The sequence below is a fragment of the Bacillus sp. TE9106W genome, from assembly GCF_054062215.1.
The window spans coordinates 24,306-38,727 of sequence record NZ_JBSSFA010000010.1 but is presented as its reverse complement, the minus strand read 5'-3'; the positions used below and the strand labels follow the sequence as shown (position 1 = coordinate 38,727).

The window sequence follows — 14,422 nt, the reverse complement described above, 5'->3', positions numbered from 1 at the left end:
GAAACGCAAAACTAGAAACAAAAAACCTGACGTTATCCGCCAGGTTCAAAATGAAATCGTATATTAATGAGATGGAAATGCATTTTTCTCTTGTAAAATGGCATTATGAGCAATTTTCATTTTTGCAAGTACATATCGTAAACGATCTTCAGCGTTTTCATCTTTATTTTGCTGTAATTCCGCCAAATTCTCTACAGCACTCGCTAAATTTTCAATCACTCCTCGCAGTTCAGGATGATGATTAAAAAAAGATTCTTGCACTAATACTTTCCTTACTTCACTCGCTAAATCAACAATTCTCGTCAACTGTTCTTTTCCTTCCATTTTCATCCCTCCTGAATATCTTATGTATTAAATATTCTATAGACAAAGAAAAAAGCCCTTTAAATGAAAAGGACTTTTACATTTTTATATTTCCAGTCAATAACATATATAGAGATGTAACAGCTGCTACTACAATTGCCCACATTACATATCTCTCTATACCAGTAAAACAACGATTTCCTTTTTCTTTTCTTGCATACACATAAACAATGATTCCAATCCCGTATACGATTGAAACGAGCAATAAATTCTTCAAACCAGCTGCATAAATAAGCCATACAGAGTAAAGTGAAGCAATTAAAGCTAGCGAACCATTTTTGACTTTTGCATCTTTTAGTTCATTTGTAATTACTAATTTAAATTGGAATAACGCTGATAATAAATATGGTACTAAAATTGATGTTGACGCTATGAAATACATAATTTGATATGTTGATTCTGAAAACAGAACGATTATAAATATAACTTGGGCAACGCCATTTGAGATCCATAATGCCATATGCGGCGTTTGTTTTTTATTTGTTTTCGTAAAGACTTTCGGAAACACGCCATCTTTTCCTGCTACGTGGGAAATTTCAGAAACAAGTAAAAACCAGCCTATTAATGTACCTACAAGCGAAGCAACTAACCCAATGTTTATCGCAACTGCCCCCCATGTCCCAACAACATGTTCTAATACATGTCCCATTGACGGAGTTTCTAAAACAGAAAGTTCTCCTCTTGTCATCGCTCCCATTGACAAGACAGAAATTAAAATATAAATAGACATTACTAAAATAAGTCCTAATACTGTCGCTTTCCCGACATCTCGACTATTTTTTGCTCTTCCAGATAATACTACCGCTCCTTCAACCCCGATGAAAACCCAAAGAGTTACAAGCATTGTATTTTTCACTTGACCTAGTATAGAGGAAACTGAAATAGTTCCTTCCCCCCAAAAATCCTGTGTAAATGTATCCCAGCGAAACGCTGTTACCATTACAACAATAAATAATACGATTGGAACCAATTTTCCTATCGTTGCAATCACATTCATAATAGATGCTTCACGAATGCCAAATAAAATTAGAAAATGAAGTGTCCATAATAAAAGTGATGCTCCTACGATAGACGCAACACTATTTCCGCCCTTAAAAATTGGGAAGAAATAACCTAATGTACTAAACAGTAACATAATTGTTGCAACGTTTCCTAAAATCCCTGCTAACCAGTATCCCCAAGCACTGTTAAATCCAATATATTCACCGAAACCAGCACGTGCATAACTATAAATCCCGCCCTCAAGCTCTGGTTTCTTTCTTGCTAACGTTTGATATACGAGCGCGAGTGGAATCATTCCCATCGCTGTAATACACCAGCCAATTATGATAGAGCCACTATTTGCTCCTACTGCTAAATCATGCGGTAAACTAAAAACACCGCCACCAACCATTGTTCCGACTACTAATGCAATTAATGGAAAAAATCCTAACTTCTTTTCTATTTGTACCACCCCATCTGTCATTCTAGGTGTTATGTTCGTTCAACTATTAAAGTCACCTTTTTCTCTAATAGACGCTTCTCTTATATTTTTTCAGGAAAACATTACTTATTCTAAAAGAAAATGAAGAAAAATGGAATACTTTTTTGAAAAAATGTATAAGTATGCACAAAAAAACCGTTCATTTTGTAATGAACGGTCATTTCATACATATAAATTTGTATATTTCTTGTAAATTTAACGAAGTAAATTCTCTTTTTGTAAAAATTGTTTCGCTACTTCTTCACTATTTTTACCATTCACATTTACTTCATAATTCATTTTTCGCATTTCTTCATCTGTAATCTTTCCAGATAATTTATTTAATACTTTTTCAAGTTCAGGATATTTTTGTAACGTCTCTTTTCTTAATAATGGTGCACCTTGGTATGGTGGGAATAACCCTTTATCATCTTTTAGCACTTTAAGTCCGTATTGCTCCAATTCACTATCTGTTGAATATGCATCGATTACGTTAACATCCCCTGATTGAATTGCACTGTAACGTAATTTCGGTTCCATCGTTTTCACATTTGAAAACTTATAGTTATATAACTTTTGCATTCCTTTATAACCGTCTTCACGATCAGCAAATTCTAATGTGAATCCTACTTTCGTATCCTGTGCAATATTTCCTAAATCAGAGATTGTATTTATATTATTTTGATCTGCTATTTTTTTCGGCATAGCCAGTGCATATGTATTGTTATACTCCATCGGCTTCAACATAACCATATTATATTTCTTTTCCATTCCAACGCGAGCCTGCTCATATACTTCATCCCGATTTGTACTTTTTGGCTCTTCTTTCACGAAAGTAGATAAAGCTGTTCCCGAAAACTCAGGATATATATCTACTTCTCCTGATTTCAACGCTTCAAATACAAATGCTGTTTTGCCAAGACCTGGTTTTAATTGTACGTGTAAATCGGTATCTTGTTCAATAAGCTGCTTATACATTTGAACTAAAATTTCAGGTTCTGATCCAAGTTTGCCCGCAATAACAATATCTTTCTTTTCTGTATTCCAAAGAAATGGAGAAGCAACCATTATACAAACGATACATATCGTCAATATAACACGCTTAGACGAGCGTTTTGGCTTCTCAAGCACTCGAAGTACTACATCAAAGAATAAAGCGAGTAACGCGGCTGGTACGGCCCCTAAAATAATAAGTGCATGATCATTCCGATCAATACCAAGTAATATGAGTTTACCGAGTCCGCCAGCACCTATAAGAGCTGCTAATGTAGCTGTTCCAACAATTAATACCATTGCCGTACGAATACCGGCCATAATAATTGGTAAGGCAAGAGGAAGCTCTACCTTCCACAGTCTTCTCCAACTATTCATCCCCATAGCTTTCGCTGCTTCGATTAAAGATTCATCTAACTCCCGTATTCCTGTATATGTATTGCGTAAAATAGGTAATAGTGCATATACAACTAATGCAATAACGGCCGGGATTTTTCCGATTCCTACCAACGGAATTAATAGTCCGAGTAATGCAAGTGATGGGACGGTCTGCATAACTGCAGAAGTTCCTATAATCAACTCAGCCATTCTTTCTTTTCTCGTTAATAAAATGCCAAGCGGTACCGCAATAATTACTGCAAAAAATAATGAAATAAGCGATATTTGTAAATGCTCACTTAATGCAGTTAGTAATTCTATTTTTCGTTCTTGAAACGTTTGTATAAAATCAGTCACTGTTTAGCCTCTTTCCTTCATTTGTTCAACAATATAATTGACAATATGACGACTCGTTAAAGCTCCAACATATCGACCATTTTCTTCAACTGGAACGACTTCATCAGCTCGCAGACGAACTAATGCTTCTTGTAAAGAAGAATGTAATGATAGTGCCTCTCCTTCTATCCGCATACTTTCATCAAGTGGCAATACATCTTCTATACTTTTCCCCTCATACCAAGGTCGTCCACGATTTCCAATGAACTCTTCTACAAATTCGTTTTTCGGATTATGTATAATTCCTTCTGGTGTATCTAATTGAACAACTTTTCCTTCTTTCATAATACAAATACGATCTCCAAGTGATAACGCTTCTTGCATATCATGTGTTACGAAAACAATTGTTTTTTGAATCTTTTTTTGCAACTGTACAATATCCTTCTGAAGCTGCTCCCTACTTAACGGATCTAACGCACTAAACGGTTCATCCATAAGAACGATTTTCGGATTTGCGGCTAATGCCCGTACGACACCGATACGTTGCTTTTGCCCTCCTGACAATTCATCTGGCATACGATTACGATATACGTCTGGATCTAGTCCGACCATCTGTAGCAACTCATCGACACGGGCTTTTATTTTTTCTTTGCTCCACTTTCTCATTTCAGGAACAACTGCAATATTTTCAGCAATTGTCATATGCGGAAACAAAGCGATTTGTTGCAACACATATCCTATATCCCAGCGTAATTCATTAATATTATATTGTTGAATATCTTTTCCATCGATTAAAATTGAGCCTTCTGTCGTTTCAATTAAACGATTAATCATCTTCATTGTCGTTGTTTTCCCGCAACCACTTGGACCAATGAGAACAAAAAATTCCCCTTTTTTAATTTCTAAATGCAATGAATCCACTGCTTTTGTGCCATCTTCATATGATTTTGACACTTGATTAAACTGAATCACAAATACAACTCCTTTATCGTTGTTTCCTTTATTTTGATGGAATATGGAATTCATTTCAAATGATACGCATTATTCTACAAAAAAAGAGCTCACATTTGAGCTCTAACGGTCTAACAATATTGTTTTCATTATAGCAGCATATTCACGCACATACATTTTTCTCTTAGAACGCATTGGGGTTTCAGCAGCTAGTGCCTCCATCTTCATGCCTAAACGCTTTGCAATTATTTTCGTTCTATATAAATGATACGTATTACTTACAACTACCGCATGTTTCACATCATATAAGTCCATACTAAACTTTACATTCTCATACGTATTTGTAGATTGATCTTCTATTAAAATACGACTCTCATCTATACCACGCGCCATTAAATAATTTCTCATACTGTGAGCTTCTGGTATATCTTCATCTTCCCCTTGGCCGCCTGAAACAATTACTTTTACGTCAGGATGAGAATATAAATATTCCAGCGCTACATCTAAACGATTTTGAAGTGATAAAGACGGTTTATCTCCAAATAACTTTGCGCCTAATATAAGAACGTATGGAGAGTGATGGCTCAATTTTTCACGAGCAACTTTCTTCATTCGAAACGTCATATAAAGAATATATAATGGTGGTAATAATAAAATTATAAGCAAGATCCATTTGTTCATAAATAAGTTTACACTTCCTTTCTTTTTATTATATAAAAAAAGAAAGGAAGGCAGAAGTGTTTTTTAAACAATCGATTTATTAGAAATACTCGCTTCGAATTTACGTTTTGAGATTACATAGTTTATAGCAATTCCTAACGAAAGGATCAATATGAAACTTAGTAAATAAAACTGTACCATGACACCTACTTTAGAAACACCAACTGTAAACAACATTAACAATACAATTCGTATTCCTGTACCAATTAATCGGAATAGGCTGTCTACACGTCCCATTACTTCATTTGGAATTTCCTCCATCATTAATACATTTCTCGCCACTCTTGTCCCCGCATTTCCAATCGCATGAAAAATCGCTAGTCCATATAAGAAAATTACGGAAGGTTCAATAATCATTGCGGTAATTGAAATTACATAAATGCACATCGTCATAACAATTGAAACTTCTGTTTTGACATATTTCATGATGAGTGGAATACAAATTCCTGCAACAACCGCTCCAACACCGTACATCATTCCTTCTATTGCGTATACAGAGGCATTAGCTTTAAGTATATCCGAAATATAAACTGGTATTAAATAATTTGCCATCATAACACCTATAAATGGCATATAAGTGGCAAGTAAGAACCAAAAGAGCTTAGGACGTTTTTTCATAAAGCGAATTCCTTCGAACAATTGTTTCTTAAATGTTATTTTCTTTTTTATCTCTTTTTTCTTTACGTACGGTATACATAAGAACAAGAAAAATGCTCCTGCAAAAGTTAACATATCTACTAATAAAATCCATTTCAAAGACACAATTTCAATTAGGAAGCTCGCGACTGCTCCTGAAATAACTTGTGTTAACTGTCCTTGTATTTCCATCGTTCCACTTAAACTTTTATAATGTTCTGCTTGAAAAATTTCTTGGTTAAATGCAAAAATTGTAGGATAAAATAATAGATAGTAAAAAGAGCCTGCTATATAAATAAGAATATAATGAATAGAATGATAAGGTTGCCCAGCAAATCCCCATATAACCATTATTCCGATTACAGCTATGCCGATTCCTTCGTTACATAACAATAAAGATTTTCTTGAAAAACGATCAATACTTTGCCCGATAAACGGAGTTAACAAAAACATAATAAAAGTTGAGATAATGGAAACATAACCAAACGTTGTCTCCCCTCCACTCTCTTTAATTAACAACCACGGAATCGTTATCATTACAATTCCGGAACCAATAGCTGATAGACTATTGGCTCCTAGAATGTAATACAAGCGAGAATCTTTATAAAGAGCTGACATATCACTCCACTCCTAGTTGTTTTTTCACCTCTTTATATACGCCCATATATGCTTTTAATTCTTTAACTAAATCATGAATTAATGGTTTTGCATCTTCTCCCAATTCACCGTCTTGTACATGAAGTCCATCAAGCACAACTTGTTTTGGGATGGCATTTGCGTATACACCTCTAGCAACAGTGCGCATACTGTTTAATGCGTTAATTCCACCTTTACCGCCTCCTGCAACTGCAAGTAACGCAACTGGTTTATGAACAAATTCACTACTACTTAAGTAATCTAACGAATTTTTCAACGCCCCACTCATTGCATTATGGTATTCAGGTGTACATAGTACTACACCGTCTGCTGTTTTCACTAACGCCTTTAATTTTTTTACCGCTTCTAATTCACGTTGTGATTCCTCCCCGTTATATAATGGTAACTCTTCTATCGCCAAATCATATAATTCCCCTTCAAATTGATCTGCAATATATTTTGCCACCACACGAGTTCTACCGAATTTTCTTGGTGTACCGTTAATAATAACTAGTTTCATAATTATTTCTCCCCTTTGTTTTCAAGTTACACTTATATATTATCAGAAATTTCTATACAAAACACAATATAAAGAGGGAACTATCTTCACAAAATAGTATGATAAACAAAAAAATAACTCATACTTTCGTATGAGTTTCGCACAATTACTTTGCTTCATCTTTCAGACTTAATGTCCCTAAATTTTCATTTGCTTTAAAATGATTATATGCTGTTTCCGCTAATTTTTTCCGTTCTTCTGGTAACTCTATATATTTTATTATATTTTCTATTATTTTTTCATACGGAGTAAATACAATTCCTGGCCACTCTATCTCATCTTCTGAATTACTATTTTCGGAAATAATAAATTTCTTATTTGCGACTGCATAAGAAACGCGAGGTGTTTCAAGAATTCCTGATAAGTAAAAGTGAATATTTAATATAATTTTAGACCTAGCAATCAACTCATTTCTAGCAATCCCCCACGCATTATTTTTAAAAACTATATTTAAATTCGGGGCCACTATCTTTAATTGATCAAAAATAGCTTGCCGCCTCGGATTAAGAGCACCTATAAACAATATATCAATGTCTTCAGTAATCTCATCTTCAAATGCTTCTTTTTTTATTTCTAAAGTTGGTGCATAGTTCATTCCTACATGTTTTATTTCTTTTCCTACTCCTTTTTGTTTTAGCCATTCTATATTTTGTTTACTATAATCCCAAATCACTCTATCTTTTAATAATATTAAATAAAGTGGATGCGCATATGGACTTCCTTCGTATAGCTGTTCTAAATTATAAATAATTGCATTTTTCGGAAGTAGATTGGGGCTATGTGCATATGTATGCGCTCCAAAAACAATTGTGTTTTTCACATTTTCTAGTATTGTTTCTGATATGATTGCTGTATTTCCTTCCTGCTCCAACTGCCATTTCAAAGCTCGCGCGACATCTATGAAACTACCATACGTCTTTGGGCATATAAACAGACAATAATCATATCCTTTATTCAAATATGCTTCCATTAATCTTAAATTATTTTTATATAAATCCACATCCGGATATTTAAGTAAAAGCTCATTTGCATGCTTTTTTGCCACTTTATATAATCCTGCATAATAAGCGGCAATGCACCTTCTTAATTCAATTCTTTGCCGATGCTCATCTGCTACATCCATATCTAAAAGAAGATTCGCTATACAATACGCTTTTAAATGATCACGATCATAATAATAATCTAGTAGTGGTAACAATTCTTCATACGTATTTCCATGCACAGATTCCCCTAGTTCTAGCGCCCATCGTATTAATTTCATTATTACTCCACTACTCCTTTAACCGAAATTGTATTTAATAAAATTTCGCATTATTCTCTACCATATTGGCAATATGCAACGGTAACTCTTCTTTTTTTGATTCTAAATATTTTTGTGATGCTGCACCTAAATGTTTTTTATGCGGTATATAGAAAGCATTTATAGATATCTCATAGTCAAATAAATAATCATACACATGATAATCTACAAATAGAAGATCATCTTTTGGAAAAGGCACTTCCTTCCCTTGCAAGGCATACATCAACGCAATATTATTTTGAGATTTTAATCGATACATTCTTGCAAGTTGATATAATGGCTCAGCTCTAGTTGGTCTATATTCCCACGCTTTTTGAAAATAAAGAACAGCTAATGCTGTGTATTGTTCTTCTTGCTTCTTAGCATTTTCTTTTTCATCCGCTTCTGTTACTTCATGTTGTTTATTTGCTGAACGATTTGCTAGTTGTTCATAACAAAATCCTATTCGCAATAACGAATAGAATACCTCTTCAACCCATCCGCCTGCTTCCACTCGTTTTTTATACCATTTAATCGAATCTTCAAATTGACTTAAATGAAAATAAGTTTGGGCTAAATAAAATAAATATCTTATATGCAAGTCTGGCGTTGTTTCTGGGTCGTTTATTCCTTGTAACAACAACCTCTCATCTCTTTCAAATTTATCAGCTTTACTACCACCATCCCCAGGATCGTTAACGACAAGCGTCTCTAGCCTAGCTACTCTCGTATTGTAATTTGCTCCAACTTTTGAACGATCTATATCCCAATACTCATGAGTAACACCGACAGATTTCCATGGTAAAGAAGCTTTTAAAAGGCGTGTAAGCCAATACTTAATATGAATATCATATTGTAATGTAAGATAATGGTCTTCCGTTAAACTCGTCTTATCAAATTCGGGATCAACTTCTAATATCATATCTGCATCTAATATTAATAAATAATCTGCTTCTGGATATGTTTTTTGTGCCAATGAAACAGCTAAACTTCTGTTATAACCAAAGTTTTTAAATGGTTCATGATGAACTGTTCCAGGGATTTCATTTTCTTTACACCAATTTTCAATAATTTCAGGTGTATGATCAGTTGATCCAGTATCACAAATAGAGACAAAATCTACAATTGATTTCGTAGCATTTAAACATCTTTCCATAATTCTAGACTCGTTTTTAACAATCATACAAAGACATAACTTTTTTTCTTTCCCTGCATTCTTCACTTGCTCATTTCCCATTTAACCACCTCATATTTTTTTAACACGCTCTCTCCATATGTAACATCATTTCTTAGCTACACTGATGACATAATCATCCTTTTACTATTTATGAAAACTTCATTTTATTTATTCTTATTTTTATGTTGGGACATATTTCATGCATCGTTCCTAATGCTAAAACTATTGCTAAAAATCCTAACGTATTACCAAGTCCTAGTTTAATAGAATCAATAATCCCCGGATCTTTTGGTGAAGTTCCAATCGTAATTGCAGCTGAGCCAGGCGATATTGCACCAACGCCTACATTCGCAAGAACTCCATCACTTGCACCAATAACAACTGGAGTATCTTTACGAATCCCCATCTTTGGTGCTAATTCTGATTTCATACCCGATAAAATATATGTAGTTGGTACTGGAGTTGATAATTGTTATGTAGAAATATTTAATATTCCCAGCACATCAACATCCCAATTTAACGTTTCTAAATTGAATAACTCTGTAGCAGAAGCAATAGAATCATCAACTACGTAGCGTGAAAATAATTGATAAATCCCATACTCTTTAATAGAAATAAATTTATAAGCACTTTTATATAATTCTGGCTCCTCTTCTTTCATCCATAACAATTAGAAAATTTTTTCATCACAAAAAATAAATCCCCTTATTCCATTTCATTTACATAATATCCGTTTCGAAACACACTCTTTTTCTAGTTTTTAATTAACTTGTTCTTTAGCTTAATGGATATGTGGTTTGTTGTACAAACTCAAAATTTTTAGCAAGATTGCGTAATATGTTAGGGGAGAAAAAGTTTTAGATTCCTTGAGCAAATTATAATAATAGATTAAATAAAAAAACGCCATCCTTTCCTATAATTCTATAGAAAGAATAGCGTATTTTTTCATTTTAGGTAGAATTTTATTTTGTTAACTTGATGATACTGTGCTTCTATCCCACATCGTCTCTAATTTAAAAACATTTATTCCATTTAATAATTCTTTAATGAAAATAACCTAATTCTTAAGTGGTTTTAAATCATTAAAAGATGCATTTGGATTCGTTATTTCTTGCACCAAAATGGTATATTTTAAACTATAAACCTATGACAAAACTTATCCTTTTCTCCTTTTTGCCTACTTCCTAAATTCAGCAAGTAAAATGTTTTTAAAAAATTCCGGGTTATTAATGTTTAAACTGTTCGAATTGATAGCGAGTGTATGTTTACCTCCAAGTGTTCCACCAACAAAAGTGGAAAACCCTGGAACGGCCCCCCTGTGTCCCCATACCGAGACACCATTTGGAAGCTTAATTTCAAGTATTCCAAGACCATATCCAGTTCCCTCTCTTTCTGTAGGAACTGTAGTAAGCATTTGTTTTAATTGCTGTTCCTTCAGTAATTTGCCACCTAGTAAGTAAGAGAAGAATTTGTTTAAGTCGTCAGCAGTAGAAATCATATCTCCATCCGAGCTACCTGGGTTAATATAAGTAACGTCTTTTAGCTCACTCGCTCCGTCTCGTTGCAAATAGCCACGGGCATGCTTGGTGCCTGGAATCACGCTTGAATTGCCAGGTAGGAATGTATTTGACAAATCAAGCGGTTCAATAATCCGATTTTCAACCTCTTCCGCATAACTGTTTCCAGTTACTTTTTCAATAAGGATTCCTAGTATTACGTATCCTGTATTTGAATAAGACCAACCCTTCCCTGGGGCAAATTCTGGGGGAAGAGAAATCCCCATCTTTACAAATTCTTCAGCCATATACGATTTTTTTATATCCGTAATATCAAAGTCTTTTGAATTTATATAGTCAGCAATACCACTTGTATGATTCAATATTTGCCGGATTGTAATCTGGTTACCATCATATCCGTTTCCTTGAATGACACCAGGCAACCATTTTTCAATGGAGTCGTCTAAATTCAAACGGTTCTCTCCAGATAATTGAAGTAGAACTGTTGCAATGAACGTTTTCGTCACACTGCCAATACGAAAGCGAAAATCTGCTTTCATTGGTTTCTTGGTTCTCACATCTGCTAACCCAGCGGTATAACTCCAAGTTTTACCACCCTTAGAAATGTTAGCGAGTATTCCCGGGTATCCAAGTTGTAGTGCATCCCGTATTGCTTTCTTAACGGAAGTACGATCGCTTTGCGTACTTGTTTGTAACGAACTAGATACATTTTGCGTAGGTTCTGCTTTTACAATTGAGTTTGGTGTTATGTATAACAGGGAACTTCCAGCCATTAAAAGTGCTAGACTTGCACATGTAATTTTACTGCGTGTTTTCATAAAGCATTCCTCTCCTCTATTTAAATTGTATTGATGGTTGATAGGTATGTCATATACTAACCACACAGCTATCAACTCTCCCCATGATAAAAGTCAACACTGAATTTGCAATCATCTATAGATCAATTATTTCTACAAGCCACTCTCTGACCTAATAAATGATTAATTCCTCTTCTTCAGATGTCTGTTGACTTCTATAATTTCTTCTTTTTCTTCCATAGAGTTTTATTAATTTGTTTTTATAAAAATATACTGTAACTATTCCCCCTCCCGTTCTTCTCTATATTTTAATCATACACATTGAAAATCTCTTTTTTCTTACTCCTTCCTTACAAATTCCTTACGTTCAAAATCACTTATATATTTCGGTGGTTTTTATTTAAGAAAACTTAGTTCTATTAACTTGATCGCAATGAAATAGCACCAAATACCCATCAACTGAAGAAAAGTAAATGCCTCAAAAATGGAAATACTGCACATATTGCTTGATGGACATAGGGACTGGCTCCCCACTATAACCTTTTTACCGTATAAATATATATTCCGTATTAAAATTATAAAATCCGATTAATTTCTTATTTTTCAGAAAAATAAGAAATTAACATTGAATTTATTGTATAATGTTGTAAAAAGATGTCGGAGGGATTTAATGTTACATAAAATATCTCAATTCACAATGAAGCTTTCATCCATTCTTTTATCACTGTTACTATTATTAAATTTACCTTATTTATTTATCACTCAACAAGGATTTACCTTTCAACCAATTTATTTTTTTGACCAGATCGTTACTATGTTAAAACAGGTTTTCTCCCCTGAATCATTGTTGGTTATAGGATCAGACCCAAAGTATGGTCATTTAAAAACAACACCATTATTTCCAACTGTTTTAGAACCTTATCTATATTCATTTACTATTTTATTTTTAGCCTTTTTGCTTGCGCTCTTTTTTTCATCTAGCATGGCATTTTTTTATTTTTTAGCAAAAGATTATATAAAAAAATGGATAAACCGAATTGTGTTCATATTAGAAGCTGTCCCTGATATGATGATGATGATTTGTTTGCAAATATTTTTCATATGGGTACTTCAGAAATTCGGAGAAGCTCCTTTCACTATTATTTCCTATAATGAAAATCGAGCTTATTTACTCCCTATTTTATCTTTATCTGTTTTACCTACATTACAAATGTTTCGAATGATGGTGTTATACATAAAAGAAGAACATGGAAAACATTACGTAGAGGTTGCATATGGCAAAGGCCTTTCATCAAGTTATATACTTTGTATTCATTTATTCAAAAATATATCTATCCACTTCTTCCACCATTTAAAAACGATTTTTGTTTTCTTACTGTCTAACTTATTCATTTTAGAATTCGTTTTTAATATGCAAGGCATTATTCAATTTTTATTTAAAAAGGCGTTTATTTCACCACCAGCTGCATTTATCATACTTGTGATGATTATTTTACCGTTTTACGCCATTTTTCAAATCATCTCTTTCATGATGAATAAGTGGCAAAAGCAATTGAAAGGAGCAGCTTTATGAAATCTATTTGGAAATCAAAACGCTTTTTAATCGGCTTTACTTATTTATTCATACTTGTTTCAGCTAGTTTTATTTATAGTTGGTTCTTTAAAGATACCATCCCAAAAGCTCCCCAGTTACTTTACAATGACAATAACGAATTACTTGGAAAGGCTCCCTTTCCACCATCATTAATACCGCCTTTTGGATCGGATCGTTTTGGAGAGTCTGTTTTCTTACAAATTATAGAAGGAGCAAAGTTCACCATTTTATTAGCCGTAGTAATTAGCTTCTTTCGCATATTATTCGGAACATGTATAGGAATACTCTTAAGTTTATACGCTTCAAAATTCAAGAGATTTTTCCAGGCATGCTCAGAAGTTTTTTACTATATTCCTACTTTATTTATCGCATTTATACTCATCACACCTGTTAATATTGTAATCGTATCAAATGCTGATAGATTAGATCCAAATATTTCATTTGCGTTTTATCAAGTACTCGTACTTATATTCGTCGCACTGCCTACACTTTCTTTATATATATCCTCAGAGGTTGATGAATTTATGAAACAAGATTACATTTTAAGTTCCCAATTGCTAGGAGCTAGCCGTTTTCATATTATCAAAAAACACTTACGAGTCTTGTTACTTGATCGCTTATTTGTGTTATTTATGGAACATATTGTCCAAGCGCTCATACTCGTTATCCATTTAGCGTTGCTTGATATTATAATTGGCGGGATCCAAATGCGGGAACTCTATGATGGAGCGCTCAAACCTGTTTCTCTATCTAATGATTGGGCTGGCCTTATTGGATTAAATCGTTATGAAATGAATCTTTCGTGGTGGATTATTTTTTATTCTCTCGCTTCATTCTTTATTACGATTCTATTTATTAAGCTTATGACAATCGGGATTCAAGATGCACTGAAAGCAAGAGATTCGCAAACTGTAGCAATTCAATCTGTTCCAGATCAAAAGAAATTTGTTAAACATAAAGATTCTTTTTCTTTTGCAAATAAAGTAAACCTTTAATCATCTCTCATAAATCAAGTATGAATTGG

At 33.6% G+C, this 14,422-nt stretch carries 13 protein-coding genes and 1 pseudogene; 2 read left to right on the top strand and 12 right to left on the bottom strand.

Annotated elements, in window-relative coordinates:
* Positions 1-63: 63 nt before the first annotated feature.
* The 12 genes and pseudogenes from ACVWY7_RS18050 to ACVWY7_RS17995 form a co-directional block, all read right to left on the bottom strand.
* Positions 64-324, bottom strand: coding sequence for a hypothetical protein (locus tag ACVWY7_RS18050; protein WP_000398577.1), 261 nt, complete (start codon positions 322-324; stop codon positions 64-66).
* A gap of 76 nt (positions 325-400) precedes the next feature.
* A complete protein-coding gene (gene arcD / locus ACVWY7_RS18045) occupies positions 401-1,828 on the bottom strand; it encodes an arginine-ornithine antiporter (RefSeq protein ID WP_000129469.1) in 1,428 nt (475 codons plus the stop codon).
* Positions 1,829-2,041: 213 nt separating this feature from the next.
* Complete coding sequence (locus tag ACVWY7_RS18040; RefSeq protein ID WP_000129143.1) at positions 2,042-3,553, bottom strand: ABC transporter permease/substrate-binding protein; 1,512 nt, start codon at positions 3,551-3,553, stop codon at positions 2,042-2,044.
* Positions 3,554-3,556: 3 nt separating this feature from the next.
* Positions 3,557-4,504: an ABC transporter ATP-binding protein gene (locus tag ACVWY7_RS18035; protein WP_000614098.1), complete on the bottom strand. Its 948-nt coding sequence runs from the start codon at positions 4,502-4,504 to the stop codon at positions 3,557-3,559.
* A gap of 102 nt (positions 4,505-4,606) precedes the next feature.
* Positions 4,607-5,164 carry a YdcF family protein gene (locus tag ACVWY7_RS18030; RefSeq protein WP_001045791.1) on the bottom strand — a complete coding sequence of 186 codons (558 nt, stop codon included), beginning with the start codon at positions 5,162-5,164 and terminating at the stop codon, positions 4,607-4,609.
* A 63-nt stretch (positions 5,165-5,227) separates the two neighbouring features.
* On the bottom strand, positions 5,228-6,457 hold the full coding sequence (locus ACVWY7_RS18025) for an MFS transporter (RefSeq protein ID WP_078986288.1): 1,230 nt from the start codon (positions 6,455-6,457) through the stop codon (positions 5,228-5,230).
* 1 nt (position 6,458) lies between these two features.
* Positions 6,459-6,995: an NADPH-dependent FMN reductase gene (locus ACVWY7_RS18020; protein ID WP_001990500.1), complete on the bottom strand. Its 537-nt coding sequence runs from the start codon at positions 6,993-6,995 to the stop codon at positions 6,459-6,461.
* A gap of 145 nt (positions 6,996-7,140) precedes the next feature.
* A complete protein-coding gene (locus ACVWY7_RS18015) occupies positions 7,141-8,295 on the bottom strand; it encodes a CgeB family protein (protein WP_105989577.1) in 1,155 nt (384 codons plus the stop codon).
* A 34-nt stretch (positions 8,296-8,329) separates the two neighbouring features.
* Positions 8,330-9,550 (bottom strand): tetratricopeptide repeat-containing glycosyltransferase, encoded by a 1,221-nt coding sequence (locus tag ACVWY7_RS18010; protein WP_073524191.1) that lies wholly within the window; start codon positions 9,548-9,550, stop codon positions 8,330-8,332.
* Positions 9,551-9,638: 88 nt separating this feature from the next.
* Positions 9,639-9,794, bottom strand: a complete 156-nt coding sequence (locus ACVWY7_RS18005) for a GntT/GntP/DsdX family permease (RefSeq protein WP_374956568.1) — start codon at positions 9,792-9,794, stop codon at positions 9,639-9,641.
* A pseudogene (locus tag ACVWY7_RS18000) lies at positions 9,783-10,160 on the bottom strand (FGGY family carbohydrate kinase); the annotation flags it as partial. The pseudogene ACVWY7_RS18000 and the gene ACVWY7_RS18005, both read right to left, overlap by 12 nt.
* Before the next feature lie 507 nt (positions 10,161-10,667).
* Positions 10,668-11,825 (bottom strand): serine hydrolase domain-containing protein, encoded by a 1,158-nt coding sequence (locus ACVWY7_RS17995; protein ID WP_073524194.1) that lies wholly within the window; start codon positions 11,823-11,825, stop codon positions 10,668-10,670.
* Positions 11,826-12,474: 649 nt separating this feature from the next.
* Here ACVWY7_RS17995 and ACVWY7_RS17990 point away from each other — a divergent pair.
* Together ACVWY7_RS17990 and ACVWY7_RS17985 are read left to right on the top strand one after the other, a co-directional pair.
* Positions 12,475-13,377 (top strand): ABC transporter permease subunit, encoded by a 903-nt coding sequence (locus tag ACVWY7_RS17990; protein WP_073524197.1) that lies wholly within the window; start codon positions 12,475-12,477, stop codon positions 13,375-13,377.
* On the top strand, positions 13,374-14,393 hold the full coding sequence (locus ACVWY7_RS17985; protein WP_000836593.1) for an ABC transporter permease: 1,020 nt from the start codon (positions 13,374-13,376) through the stop codon (positions 14,391-14,393). Before ACVWY7_RS17990 ends, ACVWY7_RS17985 begins: the two co-directional genes overlap by 4 nt.
* The last annotated feature ends 29 nt before the right edge of the window (positions 14,394-14,422 follow it).

What these genes read in the sequence shown, in the direction of transcription:
- ACVWY7_RS18010 (WP_073524191.1), bottom strand. Translation starts at nt 9,550, where the DNA reads ATGGGAAATGAGCAAGTGAAGAATGCAGGGAAAGAAAAAAAGTTATGT.
- ACVWY7_RS18020 (WP_001990500.1), bottom strand. Translation starts at nt 6,995, where the DNA reads ATGAAACTAGTTATTATTAACGGTACACCAAGAAAATTCGGTAGAACT.
- ACVWY7_RS17985 (WP_000836593.1), top strand. Translation starts at nt 13,374, where the DNA reads ATGAAATCTATTTGGAAATCAAAACGCTTTTTAATCGGCTTTACTTAT.
- arcD (WP_000129469.1), bottom strand. Translation starts at nt 1,828, where the DNA reads ATGACAGATGGGGTGGTACAAATAGAAAAGAAGTTAGGATTTTTTCCA.
- ACVWY7_RS18025 (WP_078986288.1), bottom strand. Translation starts at nt 6,457, where the DNA reads ATGTCAGCTCTTTATAAAGATTCTCGCTTGTATTACATTCTAGGAGCC.
- ACVWY7_RS18015 (WP_105989577.1), bottom strand. Translation starts at nt 8,295, where the DNA reads ATGAAATTAATACGATGGGCGCTAGAACTAGGGGAATCTGTGCATGGA.
- ACVWY7_RS17990 (WP_073524197.1), top strand. Translation starts at nt 12,475, where the DNA reads ATGTTACATAAAATATCTCAATTCACAATGAAGCTTTCATCCATTCTT.
- ACVWY7_RS18030 (WP_001045791.1), bottom strand. Translation starts at nt 5,164, where the DNA reads ATGAACAAATGGATCTTGCTTATAATTTTATTATTACCACCATTATAT.
- ACVWY7_RS17995 (WP_073524194.1), bottom strand. Translation starts at nt 11,825, where the DNA reads ATGAAAACACGCAGTAAAATTACATGTGCAAGTCTAGCACTTTTAATG.
- ACVWY7_RS18050 (WP_000398577.1), bottom strand. Translation starts at nt 324, where the DNA reads ATGGAAGGAAAAGAACAGTTGACGAGAATTGTTGATTTAGCGAGTGAA.